A 14601-nucleotide genomic window follows, 5' to 3' on the forward strand; every position below is an offset into this window, starting at 1 on the left:
GGCGTGCGTCGAGTGTGAACGCTAACAATTCGCGTGTCAACGGGTCTGCGGCAACAAGGTCGCAATCACGCGGAAATGTTGGCGACGCTGGCGCGCTCCACCAGCGTCGGAGCGATGACGACCCGCTCCGGCCCCTCGTTCTCCCCGGTGATCTGGCCCAGCAGCAGGTCGAGCCCGGCGTGCGCCACCGCGTCGAAGGCGGGCCGGACCGTGGTCAGCGGCGGGATGAGGAAGGCGGCCTCCGGCACGTCGTCGAAGCCGATCACGCTGACGTCGTCCGGCACCCGGCGGCCCCGCTCGCTGAACGCCCTGAGCAGGCCCAGCGCCTGGTGGTCGTTGGCCGCGAAGACCGCGGTGACCTCCGGCATCCGGGCCAGCATCTGACCGGCGTCGTAGCCCGAGGCGGCCGACCAGTCGCCCGGCACCAGCGGCGGCACCTCGGCACCCGCCGCCTCCAGGGACGCCCGCCAGCCCTCGATGCGGCCGGCGGCGTCGTACCAGTCCGCCGGGCCGGAGACGTGCCAGACCGTACGGTGGCCGGCCCGCAGCAGCCGCTCGGTGGCCAGCCGGGCGCCGGCCGCCTGATCCACGGTCACCAGCGCGTGCGGGCGGGCGGGATCGCCGTCGATGGTCACCAGCGGCACCCCGGCCGGCATGTCCTCGAGCGCGTCGTCCGCCGAGGCCACCGGCGCGATCACCACCAGCCCGGCGACGCGCTGGTCGAGGTGGCGCTCCACGGCACCCGCGATCGACTCCCGGTCCAGGCGGCCCACGCTGCCCACGCTGACCGCGAAGCCGGCCTCCGCCGCGGCCTGCTCGAAGGCGGCCAGCAGCGAGGCCGGGCCGTACAGGGTGCTGTTCTGCGCGACGATGCCGATGAGCTGGGAGCGGCCCGTGACCAGGGCACGGGCGGCACGGTTCGGGCGGTAGCCGAGCTCGGCGATGGCCGCGCGGACCCGCAGCCGGGTCTGCTCGCGCACGTTCGGGTGGTCGTTGAGCACCCGGGACACCGTCTGGTGCGAGACCCCGGCGAGCTTGGCGACGTCGGTCATGGCCGGACTGCGCGTCGACCTGACGTCCATCTCGTACCCCGATTCCCGGCCGCTCCGGCTGCCCGCGCCCGGCAGCACGGTCACCGCCCGGCGCACGCCGAGGGCCGCATCGTATCGCCGTGGGTGAGCGGGCCGTCGACGCACCGTGCGTCCCGTCCTGCGATGCATTGTTAGCGATAACAAGATCGGCGTCAACCGGGCGGCGGCACCCGCCGCGTCCCGGTGCGCCGGGAGCGACGTCGATCCGCCGTCCCGCGTTCCGGCGCGGTCGGCCCGTCCGGCCCGGCGGACATGCGTACGCTCGGCGGTGATGGACGCGAGCACCGACTTCCCGCCCCTGGGCGGCCATGTCGTCATCGACGGCGCACACGACGGCGGCTTCACCTCCCTGCGCCGGCCCGCCCGCCCGCGCGCGGAGCGGTACGACCTGGGCCGGTCCCTGCGCGAGCGCTCACCCCGCTCCGACCTCGCGCACTGGACGCCGCCGCCGGACCGGGCCGACCCCGTCGACCAGCTCGCCGCGGCGCACGAGGGGCGGCTGGACTGGCTGATCCCGGTGCGGGTCGGGCGCATGGCCGCCTCCCCGTACGCGTTCCTGCGCGGCTCCGCGAACATCATGGCGGACGACTTCGCGTCCCTGCCGCGCACCGGCATCACCCCGGTGATCTGCGGCGACGCCCACCTCGGCAACTTCGGCTTCTACGCGTCGCCGGAACGCGAGCTGGTCTTCGACCTCAACGACTTCGACGAGGCCCACCCCGGCGCGTGGGAGTGGGACCTGCGCCGGCTGGTCACCAGCGTGTGGGTCGCCGGGCGGCAGAACGGCTTCCGCGAACACGCCTGCGCCGACGCCGTACGGCACTGCGTCGAGGAGTACCGGGAGCAGATCGGCCACCTCGCCGAGCAGCCGCTGCTGGCCCGCTCCTTCGACACCGTCGACGTCGACGACCTGCGCAAGGCGGCCACCAAGGCCAGCTTCAAGGACGAGATCGAGCGCGCCGCCCGCCGCGCCCGGCGCCGGACCAGCGACCGGGCGCTGCCGCGCTTCACCGAGCAGCGCGACGGCACCGTGCAACTCGTGCAGGAGCCGCCGCTGATCACCCGGCCCAGCGACACCGACCTCGCGCACCTCGCCGCGGCGCTCGACGGCTACCTCAACACGCTGCCGCCGCACTGGGCGCGGATCCTGGCCGGCTACCGGATCGTCGACATCGCGCACAAGGTCGTCGGAGTCGGGTCGGTGGGGCTGCGGGCGTACGTCGCCCTGTGCGAGGGCAGCAGCCCGGACGACGTGGTGTTCCTGCAGCTCAAGCAGGCCCGGCGGTCGGTGGTGGCCCGGCACCAGCACGGCGCGGCGGCCTGGCACCGGCACCAGGGCCAGCGGGTGGTGGAGTACCAGCAGGCGCTCCAGACGGTGAGCGACCCGCTGCTCGGCTGGGCCACGGTCGGCGACACCCAGTACTACGTGCGGCAGTTCCGCGACATGAAGGGCGCGATCATCATCGAGGACATCAACGCCGCGGCGCTGGCCGACTACGCCGGGATCTGCGGCTACCTGCTGGCCAAGAGCCACGCCCGGACCAGCGGCGCGTCCATGATCGCCGGGTACATCGGGGGCAGCGACAAGCTCGACGACATGCTGTGCCGGTTCGCGCGGGCGTACGCGGACCAGGTCGAGAGCGACCACGAACGCCTCGTCGCCGCGGTGCGCGGCGGCGTCCTGCCGGCGGTGCACGCATGAGCGGGCGGATCAGCCTGGACACCCCCGAGGTCCGGGAATTCTGGCGCGAACGGCACCTGTGCACGCTGACCACGCTGCGCGGTGACGGCTCGCCGCACGTCGTGCCGGTCGGGGCGACCCTCGACCCCGGAGCCGGCCTGCTGCGGGTCACCGCGTCGCGGACGTCGGCGAAGGTACGCCACGTGCTCGCCGGCGCCCGGCGGGTCGCGGTCTGCCAGGTCGACGGCGCCCGGTGGTGCACGGTCGAGGGCCTCGCCGTGGTCCGCGACGACCCGGCGGCCGTCGCCGAGGCGGTACGCCGCTACGCCGAGCGCTACCGGCAGCCGCGGCCCAACCCCGAACGGGTCGTGCTCGAGGTGACCATCACGAAGGTGCTCGGCTCCGCCCGGCTCACTGGAAGCTGATCAGCTCCGGGACGTCCTTGAACCTCAGCAGGTCGCCGGCGCCGTACCGCTTGACGTCCTCGTCGTAGAAGAGCTTGTAGCCCAGGTGGAACTGCTGCGGGCGGCGCAGCCTGTTCCAGGTCGCGTCCTTCTCCGAGCGGGTGCCGAAGCCGTCGATGTGCTGCACCATGGCCAGACCGGGCCGCTTGGCGATCTTCGCCACGTCCGGCAGCATCGACGCCCGGAACTGGTGCAGCACGAACAGCTTCTCCGGCAGCTCGTGCCGCTCCACCAGGCCGGCGACGTACTCCGAGACCCGGTTCACCTCGGCCGGGCTCACCCTGCCGATGGTCCTGCCCGGCACCTTGCCCGGCGGCATCCGCCACTCCGGGTCCAGGGCCAGCCCGACGTGCGGCTCCTTGAGGAACCGCTCGAGCTGCCGCGCCTGGGGCAGGAAGTCCCCGCGGCCCGGCTGCAGGTCCAGCACGACCATGACCTTGTGGCGTTTCGCCTGGTCCACGTACTCCTGGATGCGCTCCAGCGGGATCATCCGGCTGTAGTCGCCGTCCTTGCCCGGGCCTGCCTGGGCGACGCTGGCGATCAGCTCGTACGCCACCTGGACCTTGCGGTCGCCGGCGAACGGCTTCGCGGCGCGACGCAGCTTCGGCAGCATGGCGTCGGGGCTGCCCTCCCCCAGCACGCCGAGCGCGCTGTTGCCGGCCGTCCCGTAGTAGGCGACCACCCGGTACGCCGGGAAGATCTTCGTGCCGCCCAGCGGCAGTTCCTTCGGCGCCGCGGGAGCGGGCGCGGCACTCGGCGCCGCTGAGGGAGCAACGGCCGAAGGGGACGGTTGCCCCTTCTGCGCCGGAGGCTTGTCGGCGCCGCAGCCCGCGAGGACGGCGACGGTCAGGACGGAAACAGCACGGCGGGCCAGCACCTCGACCTCCTTGTCGGCGGGACCGGGCCACCCTACTGCGGACCGCCCGGGCCGGCAGCGCACGAAAGTGGCCGTACCCGGGCGAGGTTGGGTATGCGGGCTCATCCGCGCAGGCCGCGCCCCCGGCAGGGTCTTCTGTCATGACCTCCGCCACGCTCTTTGCGGCCGGGCTCGCGGCCCGCACCCCCGCCGCCCGGGACCGCTACGTCGACCTGCTCCGGGTCGTGTCGCTCGGCGTCGTGATCGCCGGGCACTGGCTCATGGCCGTACCCGAGGCGGGCGGCGACCGGATCACCAACGTCCTCGCCGTCGTGCCCGTGCTCCGGCCGCTGACCTGGCTGCTCCAGGTCATGCCGCTGTTCTTCCTGGTCGGCGGCTTCGCGCACGCCACCGCCCTGGCCTCCCTCGACCGGCGCGGCGGCGGCTACGCGGACTTCGCCCGCTCCCGGATCTCCCGGCTGCTGCGCCCGGCGGCCGTGTTCCTCGGCGTGTGGCTGGCGGTGGCGCTCGGCGCCGCCCTGGCCGGCCAGGACCACGGCATCGTCCGGGTCGCGCTGCGGACCGTCGTGCAACCCCTGTGGTTCCTCGGCGTGTACCTCGCGCTGGTCGCGCTCGCCCCGGTCATGCTGCGGCTGCACCGCAGATTCGGCGGGCGGGTCCCGGTCGCGCTGCTCGCCGCGGCCGCCGTCGTGGACCTGCTCCGCTTCCAGGGGTACGCCGGACCGGCCGTCCTCAACCTGCTCCTCGTCTGGGCCGCCGTGCACCAGCTGGGTTTCCTGTACGCGGACGGCACCCTCCAGCGGTACGGCGCCCCGCTCGCGGGCGGCGGGCTGGCGGCGTTGCTGCTTCTCACGACCGTGGGGCCGTACCCGGTGTCCATGGTGGGCGTACCCGGGCAACCGGTGTCCAACATGTCGCCGCCGACGATGGCGCTCGCCGCCCACGCCCTCTGGCTCACCGGTCTGGCCATGCTGCTGCGCGGCCCGGCGACCCGCCGGCTGGACCGCGCCCGGGTCTGGCGCGGCGTGGTGGCGGCCAACGGCCTGGCGATGACGGCGTTCCTGTGGCACCTGAGCGCGGCGTTCGTGCTGCTGGCGGTGTTCCGCACCGGCATCGGCGGGGCGCCCGGCACGGCATCGTGGTGGCTGACCCGCCCGCTGTGGCTGGCCGCCGCGGCGGCGATCACGGCCGGGTTCGTGACGGTGTTCCGGCGCTTCGACGCACCCCGCCCGGCGACCGTCGAACCGGGCGCGGCGACCGGGCCGGCGGTGGCCGGGGCGGTGGCCTGCACGGTAGGGATGTTCGGGGTCTCGGCGGTGGGGTTCGGCGGGCTGCTCGAGGGGCGGAGCGCGCTGGTGGCGGGGGTGCCGCTGACGGCCCCGGCGGCTCTGGCGCTGATCATCCTCGGCGCGTGGCTGCTGCGCGCCCGGCGTCTCCGGCGCTGATCGCGCTCCCCGCGGGCCGACGTCGCCGGCGCCGGTCGGACTCGCCGCGGGGCCGGCGGCGCCGGGACCGGTCGGACTCGCCGGGGGACCGGCGGCTCCGGGGCCGGTCGTGGCTGTCGCGGGGGCGGCGGCGGTAGGTTGGGGGCGTGAGCAGCCTGGAGGCGGATCCCGAGGTCAGCGGCGCGGTCACCCGGGCGTCGGTCGTCGAGGTGCTCGAGGGCGCTCCGGTGGCCCTGGGCGGCCCGCGCGGCATGGAGGTCGTCCGCACCCTGCCCAACAAGCAGCGGCGCATGGTGGGAGCCTGGTGCTTCCTCGACGCGTACGGGCCGCAGCAGCTCGCCGGGACCGCCGGGATGCGCGTGGGGCCGCACCCACACACCGGCCTGCAGACGGTGAGCTGGCTGGTCAGCGGCGAGATCCTGCACCGCGACAGCCTCGGCAGCCGGCAGGAGATCCGGCCCGGGCAGCTCAACCTGATGACCGCGGGCCGGGGGATCTCGCACTCCGAGGAGACGCCGCCGGTGCACGGTGCGGTGCTTCAGGGCGTACAGCTGTGGGTTGCCCTGCCCGGCAGCGACCGCGACGTGGCACCGTCGTTCGCCCACCACGCGGATCTGCCGGTCCTCACCGACGGCGGCCTCACCGCGACCGTGCTGATGGGCGACCTGGCCGGCGCGGTGTCGCCGGCCCGCTGCTACACCCCGCTGGTCGGCGCCGAGCTCACCCTCGCGGCGGGCACGGACACGGTGCTGCCCCTGCGCCCCGACTTCGAGTACGCGATCCTCCCGCTCGACGGCGCGGTGACCGTGGCCGGACACCGCGCCGGACCGGGACCCCTGACCTACCTCGGCACGGGCCGGTCGTCGCTGTCGCTGGCGGCCGGCACGGACAGCCGCCTGATGCTGCTCGGCGGGGAACCGTTCGAGGAGCGGCTGGTGATGTGGTGGAACTTCGTGGGCCGCACCCACGAGGAGATCGTGGAAGCCCGCGCGGCCTGGGAGACCCCCGACGGACGGTACGGCGAGGTGCACGGCTACGACGGCCCGGCGATCCCGGCACCACCGATGCCGATCACCCGGCTGGTCGCCCGGGGCCGCGTCCGCTGACGGTCCGCCCCCACCCGCGCCGGCGGCCGGGCCGGTGACGGTCGTTCGCGGGGCGCGTTCTTGGGGCGCATTCGCGGCGCGTTCGTGGGGCGCGTCCGCAAGGCGCGTCCGCGGCGCGTTCGCAAGGCGCGTTGGCGGGGCGCGTTCGCGGGGCGCGTTCGCGGGGCGCGTTCGCGGGGCGCGTTCGCGGGTGGGAGATCGACTTCGCGGATCGCACAGAACCGGCTTGACGCTGGTCGTGGGGCGGCGGATCGTCGGACGGACAGCCGGTGACCACGCGGGGCCGTATCCGCTCGGTGCGCTGCGTGACCGCCATGGCCCGCAAGGAGTGCCATGAGCCTGCTCGACCTGGGGAAACTCGCCCTGATCACGCTGACGCCGACCCTGCTCGGCGCAACGCTCGTCTACGCGCCGCGCTGGGGCGCCCGGCTCACCGAAGCCTGGCAGGAGCGGGCGGCCCGCGAGCCCCGCCCGCTCGGCCCGCCGATCGAGCGACTCGCCGCCGACCTCCGCCGCCTGCTCCGCCTGCACGACGAGCTGACCCGCTCGGCCCACATCGCGATGCTCGCCCACCGGCTGTGGGCGGTCGAGGCGGCGATCGGCGTACGGGCGGTGGAGACCGCGCAGGCCCTCGACGTGCCGCACCGCACGCCGGACCGGCCCGGGGAGCTGACCCGGAGCGAACTGGCCGCGCTGCTGCACGCCCTCGCGGACGCGGGCCTGGTCCTGCCGGCCTCGGTCGGCCACTTCACCCGCGGCGGCCGCCTCTGACAGTGCCGGGACGCCGGGCGTGCGCGGGCCGCGAGGCACGCGCCACACGAGGTCGGGCGGCGCGATGACGCGCGCCGCAAAGGCGGCGGCACGGCGAACGCAGGCGACACGGGGGAAGCGCGACGCGAAGGCAGACGACGTGGGGAAGCGCGACGTCACGGCAGACGACGCGGGGAAGCACGACGCGACGGCAGACGACGCGGGGAAGCACGACGCGACGGCAGACGATGCGGGGAAGCGCGAGGCGAAGGCGGGCGGCACCAGAAGGCACGCCCGGCCGAGGTGGGTGGCGCGGGGAGCGCTACGTGGGTGGACGGTGGATGAGGCGGGTGGGGTTCTGGCGCGGCGACCGCCCCTGCCGCGGGGGCGGGGGCGGTCGGGTGGGGTGAAACGGCGGCGGGTGCACCCGCCGCCGTTTCCGGCCCGGCGGTGGGTCAGCGGGGGTGGCTGGCACCGGCCGGGGGGTTCATGGTGGACAGGGTCCAGGTGTCCAGGCGGCGCAGGGCCGACCGGACGGTGGCGCGTACGGCGCCGAGTTCCAGGCGCGGCATGGTCGCTCCTTGTCGATCGGTGTCGGGTTTCTGTCATTCGCCGGGCGGTTCCGGGGCGGCCGCGGCTGCTTCCGAAGGGCTCCGGTGGGGGCCGGCACTGCGCCGGGCCGGCCCGCTCCTCCACGGTGACACCCCGCTCGTCCATGATCCGTGCACTTCGGACGTGTCCCTGAACACGGTCACGCTCTGTGTCCGTACCCGATAATGGTCTTTCGCCCCCGGCAGGGGGTCTTTCTCTGTTTCCTGAGCTGCCCTTTAAGAATGGCTTAAGTTCTGCGGCCGGATCCGGGCCGGAAACATTCGGGGCGCTTTCTGGAATGGACCGGCGGGCTTTCGCCGTTCGTCACTCTGCGTCAAAGCAGACCGACCTTCCGTACGCCGCCCCGTGTGAACTGAACCGCTGGGCGCCCGGGCCCGTACTGTCTGTTGAGGTCGGCACCCGGCGAGCCGCGGCGCCGGGCCGGCCGGCGGGCGTGAGGGGCGTCCGCGGGCCGGGTGACTCGCCTCCGCGGGCGGTAGCGCGGCACGCAAATCCGTGGCTAACCTTCCAACTCGACCGCGCGGAAGGTGGGGAACGGACGCGCGGCCGTACGGGGCGGCGAGGACGGGGGGACACGCATGCGGCATGGGGCCTGCTCGGCGTACCCCGCTGCGCGTCCGGGTGCCGGGGTGGCGCTTCGTCCGGGTGCCGGGGTGGCTCGATGAGCTACGAGGACGACGAGTACTGGGAAGCCGAGTACGACGACGAGCGGCCCGTTCCGTACGCGGACAACACGGTCACGGCGCGTGACCCGTACGCGGAGGCGGCCGTCCTTTCCCGCTGGGGGCCGGAGACCCGCCGGCCGCCGGAACCGCGGAAACGACCCCGGACCCAATACATCGAAGATGATGACTTCGCGGATGCGGCGCGCATTTCGCGTACGCGGGAAACGGCCCCGCCGCCCGCACCGGAACAGGGCGTCGACGAGCTCGCCGAGCGCCGGCAGCGACGGCAGGCCGGCTACCAGCGGTCACCGAAGCGCGAGAAGCAGATCACGCAGGCGTTCGACGGCGAACGGCCGAGCTGGCTCGACGACCCGGACTTCGAGGAGGCCGACCTCAACGCGGCGCCGGTCTCCCCCGGCGTCGACGGCTGGCAGATGCGCAGCCTCGACTTCGACGAACTCGAGTACGACGACCGCGAGTTCGACGCCTCCGACTGGGAGGCGCAGCGCCGGTACGTGGCCGCCCAGCGCGCCCGCCGCATCGAGACCTCCTCGTTCTGGGACGGCGACCAGGAGGAACCGGAGGAGCAGCCCCGCCGCGGCCGCCGCCGCAACGCGGAAGCCCCGGTCACCGGGCGCGCGCGGGTCACGCCCCCGGAGACTGAGGACGAATCCGTCCGGAAGGGACGGACCTCCCCGGAACCACCCCGGAAGGGACGGGGCCAGCGCCCGGCGGCGGTCTACGGCACGCCCGGCGAGGTGCGTGACCCGGCCCGCGAGGCCGAGGACCGGCGCGACGGCGGCCGCAAGCTCGGGCGCGGAGCAGGACGGGGTGCCGGGGTCGGGCGGGACGTTGCCGCTGGCCGGGATGTTGCGGCTGGGCGGGACGTTGCGGCTGGCCGGGATGTTGCCGCTGGCCGGGATGTTGTTCCCGGGCGCGATGTGGCGGCCGGGCGGGATGTGGCGGCCGGGCGGGATGTGGCGGCCGGGCGGGATGTGGCGGCCGGACGGGATGTGGTCAGGGACGGCGGGCGTGGCGCCGGGCGGGAAGGTGGACGGCGGGGCGAGGGACGACGCTTCGGTCGTTCGCGTCCGGAGAGCCCGGCCGCGTTCCGGGACCCTGAGGCGTTCGCGGGCGAGGGGCAGGATCCGGCGGCCTTTACGCGCGGGCCGGCGGCCTTCGCGGGGGATGCGGAGGAGCCGGGGACGTATTCGCGCGGGCCGGCGGCGTTCACGCGCGATGTGCAGGACGCGGTGGCGTTCACGCGGGACTCGCAGGACGCGGCGGCCCTTGCCCGGGAGGCGCGCGAGCCCGCGGCGTTCGCCCGGGACCCGGAGGACGCGGCGGCTTTCGCTCGGGAGGCGCAGGGGCCGGCGGGGCGGCAGGACGACGAGGGTTTCGCGTACCGGCGGGACGAGGACGTGGCGGCGTATCGGCGGGACGAGGAGGCTGCCGCGTTCGGGCGGGCCAGCGTGCGTCCCGCCGCCGAGGAGCCGGCCGGATCGCGGCCGGACGAGGGCGAGGGCGAGCGTCCGGGACGGGAGGGCGAGGGCCCGCGCGTGCTCAGCCGGACCACTCCCCCGCCGGCGCCCCGGATCCTCAGCAAGGCGACACCGCCCGCCCAGCCGAAGGTCATCAAGAAGGCCGAGCCGCCGGCCCAGCCCCGCGTCGTCGCCGCACCGCCGCAGACCGCCGCGCCGCGCGTGGTCACCCCGGCGCCGCCGACGATACCCAGGACACCGCCCTCCACCGGCGCGCAGCCGGCCGCTTCCGGCGCCGGGTACGAGGGACAGCATCTCGACGGCCGCCCCCAGGCCGGTGCGGGCGCCACGCAGACCGGTCCGGCGCACGCCGGTCCCGCGCAGGGCGGCCTGGCGCAGGGCGGCCTGGCGCAGGGCGGCCTGGCGCAGGGCGGTCCGGCGCAGGGCGGTCCGGCGCAGGGCGGTCCGGCGCAGGCTGCTCCCACTCAGGCCGATGCCGCACAGGCAGGTCCCGCGCACGTTGGTCCCGCGCACGGCGGCACCGCTCAGGCTGGTCCCGCGAACGGCGGTCCAGCGCACGGCGGTCCGGCGCACGGCGGTCCGGCGCACGGCGGTGCCGCTCAGGCCGGTGCCGCTCAGGCCGGGGTTGGTTGGGGGGCCGGGACGGGTGCGGCAGCCGCGTATGCGCCGGCGCCGCAGACGATGCCGCCGGTTGCTCCGCCGCCGGTGCCGCCGACCGCGGCGCCGCAGAGTCCCGCCGGGGGGCGGCCGGCCTTCGAGGCTCCCCGCGCTCCGTCGGGCTTCTCGCCCTGGGGCGACCGGGCGGCGCCCGACGCCGAGGGGGCACGCTTCGCGTCGCCGCAGCCGGGGGCGCAGGACGGGGACGTTTCCACTGCCGAGCGGCCGATCGTGGGTGGGCCGCGGACCGCGATGATCCTGTCCACGGGTGAGCCGACGCTCGTGCCGCCGTCGCAGCGCCCGCCGTCGCGGATCGCTCCGCCCGGCGGCTCACCCGGCCAGGAACGACCGGTCAGCGGCGCGCCGGGGCAGGGCCGCCCGGCCGGCGGACCGCCCGGACACGAGCGCCCGACCAGCGGCGCACCCGGATACCAGCGGCCGACCAGCGGCGCGCCCGGATACCAGCGCCCGACCAGCGGCGCACCCGGGCAGGAACGGCCGACGAGCGGCGCGCCCGGATACGAGTGGCCGGCGAGCGGCGCACCCGGGCAGGAACGGCCCACGAGCGGCGCACCCGGGTACGAGCGGCGGGACGTGCCGGTGGACGGTTCGGCCGTTACCGGGCGGGCCGTGGTCGATCCGCGGGTGCTGGGCACGCCGACCGGTGAGGTGCCGGCGGCCCGGCCGCTCGACGCCGCGGCGATGCAGTCCACCGCGCTCGACCGCCATGCCGAAGCGACCCGCCAGGCCGACGCCGCACGCCAGGCCGAGGCTGCACGCCGGGCGGAGGACGCGCGCCGGGCGGAGGACGCGCGCCGGGCCGACGAAGAGCGCCTGGCGGCCGAACGCCAGGCCGAGGCCACGAGGCGGGCGGAGGCGGAGCGTCAAGCGCAGGCCGCACGCCAGGCAGAAGCAGCACGCCAGGCGGAGGCCGCGCGCCAGGCGGAGGCGGCACGCCAGGCGGAGGCGGCACGCCAGGCGGAGGCGGCACGCCAGGCGGAGGCGGCACGCCAGGCGGAGGCGGCACGCCAGGCGGAGGCGGCACGCCAGGCGGAGGCGGCACGCCAGGCGGAGGCGGCACGCCAGGCGGAGGCGGCACGCCAGGCGGAAGCGGCACGGCAGGCGCAGCTGGCCCGCGAGGCGGAGGAAGCGTGGCACGCCCAGGCGGCGCGCCATGCCGAGGCTGCCCGTCAGGCCGAGGAGATCCGTCAGGCCGAGGCCGCCCGGCAGGCAGCCGCCGCCCGTCAGGCCGAGGTGGCCCGGCAGGAGCAGGCTGCCCGTCAGGCCGAGGAGGCGCGGCAGGCTCAGGTTGCCCAGGAGGCCGAGGCGGCGCGGCGGGCCGAGGTTGCCCGGCAGGCGGAGGAGCAGGCCGCGCGGCTGGCCGAGGTGGCTCGGCAGGCGGAGGCGGCGCGGCAGGAGGAAGCGCGGCGGCAGGCCGATGCTGCGCGGCAGGCGGAGATGGACCGGGACGCCGCGGCGGCGCGGCGGGTCGAGGAGGCTCTGCGGCTGGCCGAGGCTACCCGGCAGTCCGAGGCCGATCGGCAGGCCGAGGCGGCGCGGCAGGTGGAGGCCACTCGGGCGTTGCAGCGGGACGGGTCGGGGGCCGCCGCGCAGCCGGTCTCGGCGGTGCCTCCGGCCTCGCGGCCGGGGCCGAATCCGGCGGCCAACGCGCAGCCGATCGGGCGGCTGCTCACGTTCGGGCCCGACGGGCCGCGCAAGTATGCCGACTCGGATCTCGGGCCCACCTGGTTCGGGCCCAAGGCCGACAAGAAGGACGGCGAAACCGGCGCGCAGGACGTCAAGACCGACAAGGCGGGCGGGAAGCCGGAGGCCGGGGTATCCATAGACCTGGACATCACCGACCTGATGGCCGGCCGCACCCCGCAAGAGCCGCCGCAGGACCAGCAGGAGCCGTCGCAAGACCAGCAGAAGCGACCGCAAGAGCAACAAGAGACGCTGCAAGACCAGCAAGAGACGCAGCAAGGGACGCGGCAAGGGACGCGGCAAGACCCGCAGGCAGTGCAGGAAAAGGCGCAAGCGCCGGAGAAGGAACCGGACGGGGACCGCCCGCTCGGCCCGGAGGATCTCGCGGCGATCCGGTGGCGGCTCGACGGGGCCACCCTCAAGGAGGTCGTCGACGACCGGGACGCGCTGCGGGAGCTCGGGGAGCGGATCGACGGGCCGCTCGCCGACGAGAAGGACAACGTCGCGCGGGCCGGGCTGCTCAGTGTGCGGGCCGAGGTGTACCGGTTGCTCGGTGAGCTGGGTCTCGCCGCCGCCGCGAGCCGGTTGGCGCTCGCGCACGCCGAGTCCGCCGGGGACACGCAAGCGATCGTCATCGCCCAGGCCGAGCTGGCGCACGTGTTGCGGCTGCGGGGTGACTACCAGGAGGCCGACCGGTTGTTCGAGGAGGCCGCCGGCGCCGACGCCCCGGACGTGCTGCGCAGCGTCGTGCACGAGAACGCCGGGCGCAGCGCCTACGACCAGGGGCGGCACATGGAGGCGCTGGATCATTTCGCGCGGGCCGTGCGGCTGGGGTCGCCCGACGATCAGGAGCTGGCCCAGCGGATCGACGTCGCGCTGGAGGCCGTGTACATCCACGTGCTGCGGGACGGATGGGGGCCCTATCCGCGGCTGCGCCGCGAGATCCTCGGGATCAAGGGCGGGGATGCGGAACGAAGCTCCTGACGTCCGGTACGCGGTCCAGCCGCTCGCCGGCCACCGAGATCCTCCCCCGGCCGGACGTCTTGGCGTGGTACAGCGCCGCGTCGGAGGCCGTGATCAGGTCGTCGACCGTACCCGCGTCGCCGGGCAGGACCGCCACGCCGATGCTGAGGCTGGGCGCGCCGCCGGGCAGGTCGGTGATGCCTGCGACTGCCCGGGTCAGTGACTCGGCCACGGTGACCGCGGTGCGGCGGCCCGTACGCAGCAGCATCACGAACTCGTCGCCGCCGAGCCGGGCCGCGACGCCCGTGTCGCCGGTGACCGTACGCATGGCCGACGCGACCGCTTGCAGGGCCCGGTCGCCCTCGGTGTGGCCGTACGTGTCGTTGATGCTCTTGAAGTGGTCCAGGTCGACCGTGACCAGCGCGAGGCTGCCGCCGGACGCCGCGACCCGCGCACCCTCCCGGGTCAGGGCCTCGGTGAACGAGCGGCGGTTGGCCAGGCCGGTGAGCGCGTCCGCGTTGGCCTGGCGTTCCAGCACCCGGCGCAGCCGGTCGGCGCGACCCCGCAGGCTCGACACCACGACCGCCGTCATGCTCATCGCCAGCACGGTCGCCACCAGGTCGGCGGTTCCCCGGGCCGGCCCGAGGAGGGTGAGGACCACCGCGGCGTCGCCCACGGAGACGAGCGCGAGGTTGAGGTAGATGGCGCGGCGGCGCAGGAAGTTGGCCGCGTACAGGATGGGCCAGAGGTAGAAGAACTGCGCGCCGGTGCTGGCGTCGTTGGTGGCCAGGTTCAGCGCCGTGATGACGACGGTGGTGATCGCCGGCACGAAGAGCCAGAACGACCGGGGCAGGCTCTCCGGGCGGCGCAGGCAGACCACGCCGGCGACGGCCACCACGAGCGCGGTCACCAGGACGGCGACGATCCCGGACGTCGTGATCCGCGGTGTCAGGATGCCGGTGAAGAACAGGTACGGGGCGGCGGCCAGCGCGAGGTACGCCACCGAACGGGACGCCCCGTGCAGGTCACGCAGCCCTTCTCCGGAGCGGTCCGTCCTGAACAACACACCCCCAGATCGGCCTCC

Annotated in this window: 9 protein-coding genes; 6 read left to right on the forward strand and 3 right to left on the reverse strand. The window is 75.3% G+C overall.

The genetic code is table 11. The features are described 5' to 3' along the window. Positions 1-65: 65 nt before the first annotated feature. Positions 66-1052 carry a LacI family DNA-binding transcriptional regulator gene (locus tag CLV70_RS03235; protein WP_211303609.1) on the reverse strand — a complete coding sequence of 329 codons (987 nt, stop codon included), beginning with the start codon at positions 1050-1052 and terminating at the stop codon, positions 66-68. Between the two features lie 310 nt (positions 1053-1362). Here CLV70_RS03235 and CLV70_RS03240 point away from each other — a divergent pair, with 310 nt between their 5' ends. Next, entirely contained in the window at positions 1363-2793 is a 1431-nt protein-coding gene (locus CLV70_RS03240) for a DUF2252 domain-containing protein (protein ID WP_106124775.1), read from the forward strand. Next, positions 2790-3197 carry a pyridoxamine 5'-phosphate oxidase family protein gene (locus tag CLV70_RS03245; RefSeq protein ID WP_211303610.1) on the forward strand — a complete coding sequence of 136 codons (408 nt, stop codon included), beginning with the start codon at positions 2790-2792 and terminating at the stop codon, positions 3195-3197. Before CLV70_RS03240 ends, CLV70_RS03245 begins: the two co-directional genes overlap by 4 nt. On the opposite strand, the gene CLV70_RS03250 is transcribed toward CLV70_RS03245, so the two are convergent. Next, positions 3184-4113, reverse strand: a complete 930-nt coding sequence (locus CLV70_RS03250) for a hypothetical protein (protein WP_106124776.1) — start codon at positions 4111-4113, stop codon at positions 3184-3186. The genes CLV70_RS03245 and CLV70_RS03250 overlap by 14 nt on opposite strands. 140 nt (positions 4114-4253) lie before the next feature. Between CLV70_RS03250 and CLV70_RS03255 the strand changes: the two genes are divergently transcribed. The 4 genes from CLV70_RS03255 (at position 4254) to CLV70_RS39565 (ending at position 13538) form a co-directional block, all read left to right on the forward strand. Next, complete coding sequence (locus CLV70_RS03255; protein WP_106124777.1) at positions 4254-5558, forward strand: acyltransferase family protein; 1305 nt, start codon at positions 4254-4256, stop codon at positions 5556-5558. 146 nt (positions 5559-5704) lie between these two features. Then, a complete protein-coding gene (locus CLV70_RS03260) occupies positions 5705-6664 on the forward strand; it encodes a pirin family protein (protein WP_106124778.1) in 960 nt (319 codons plus the stop codon). Between the two features lie 333 nt (positions 6665-6997). Beyond that, on the forward strand, positions 6998-7435 hold the full coding sequence (locus CLV70_RS03265) for a hypothetical protein (protein WP_211303611.1): 438 nt from the start codon (positions 6998-7000) through the stop codon (positions 7433-7435). A gap of 739 nt (positions 7436-8174) precedes the next feature. Further along, a complete protein-coding gene (locus CLV70_RS39565; protein WP_158277689.1) occupies positions 8175-13538 on the forward strand; it encodes a hypothetical protein in 5364 nt (1787 codons plus the stop codon). Here CLV70_RS39565 and CLV70_RS03275 read toward each other — a convergent pair. Then, entirely contained in the window at positions 13507-14583 is a 1077-nt protein-coding gene (locus tag CLV70_RS03275) for a GGDEF domain-containing protein (RefSeq protein ID WP_245907984.1), read from the reverse strand. The two genes, CLV70_RS39565 and CLV70_RS03275, sit on opposite strands and share 32 nt — an antisense overlap. Positions 14584-14601: the final 18 nt, after the last annotated feature.

This window comes from Pseudosporangium ferrugineum (assembly GCF_003002065.1).
Lineage (GTDB): Bacteria > Actinomycetota > Actinomycetes > Mycobacteriales > Micromonosporaceae > Actinoplanes > Actinoplanes ferrugineus_A.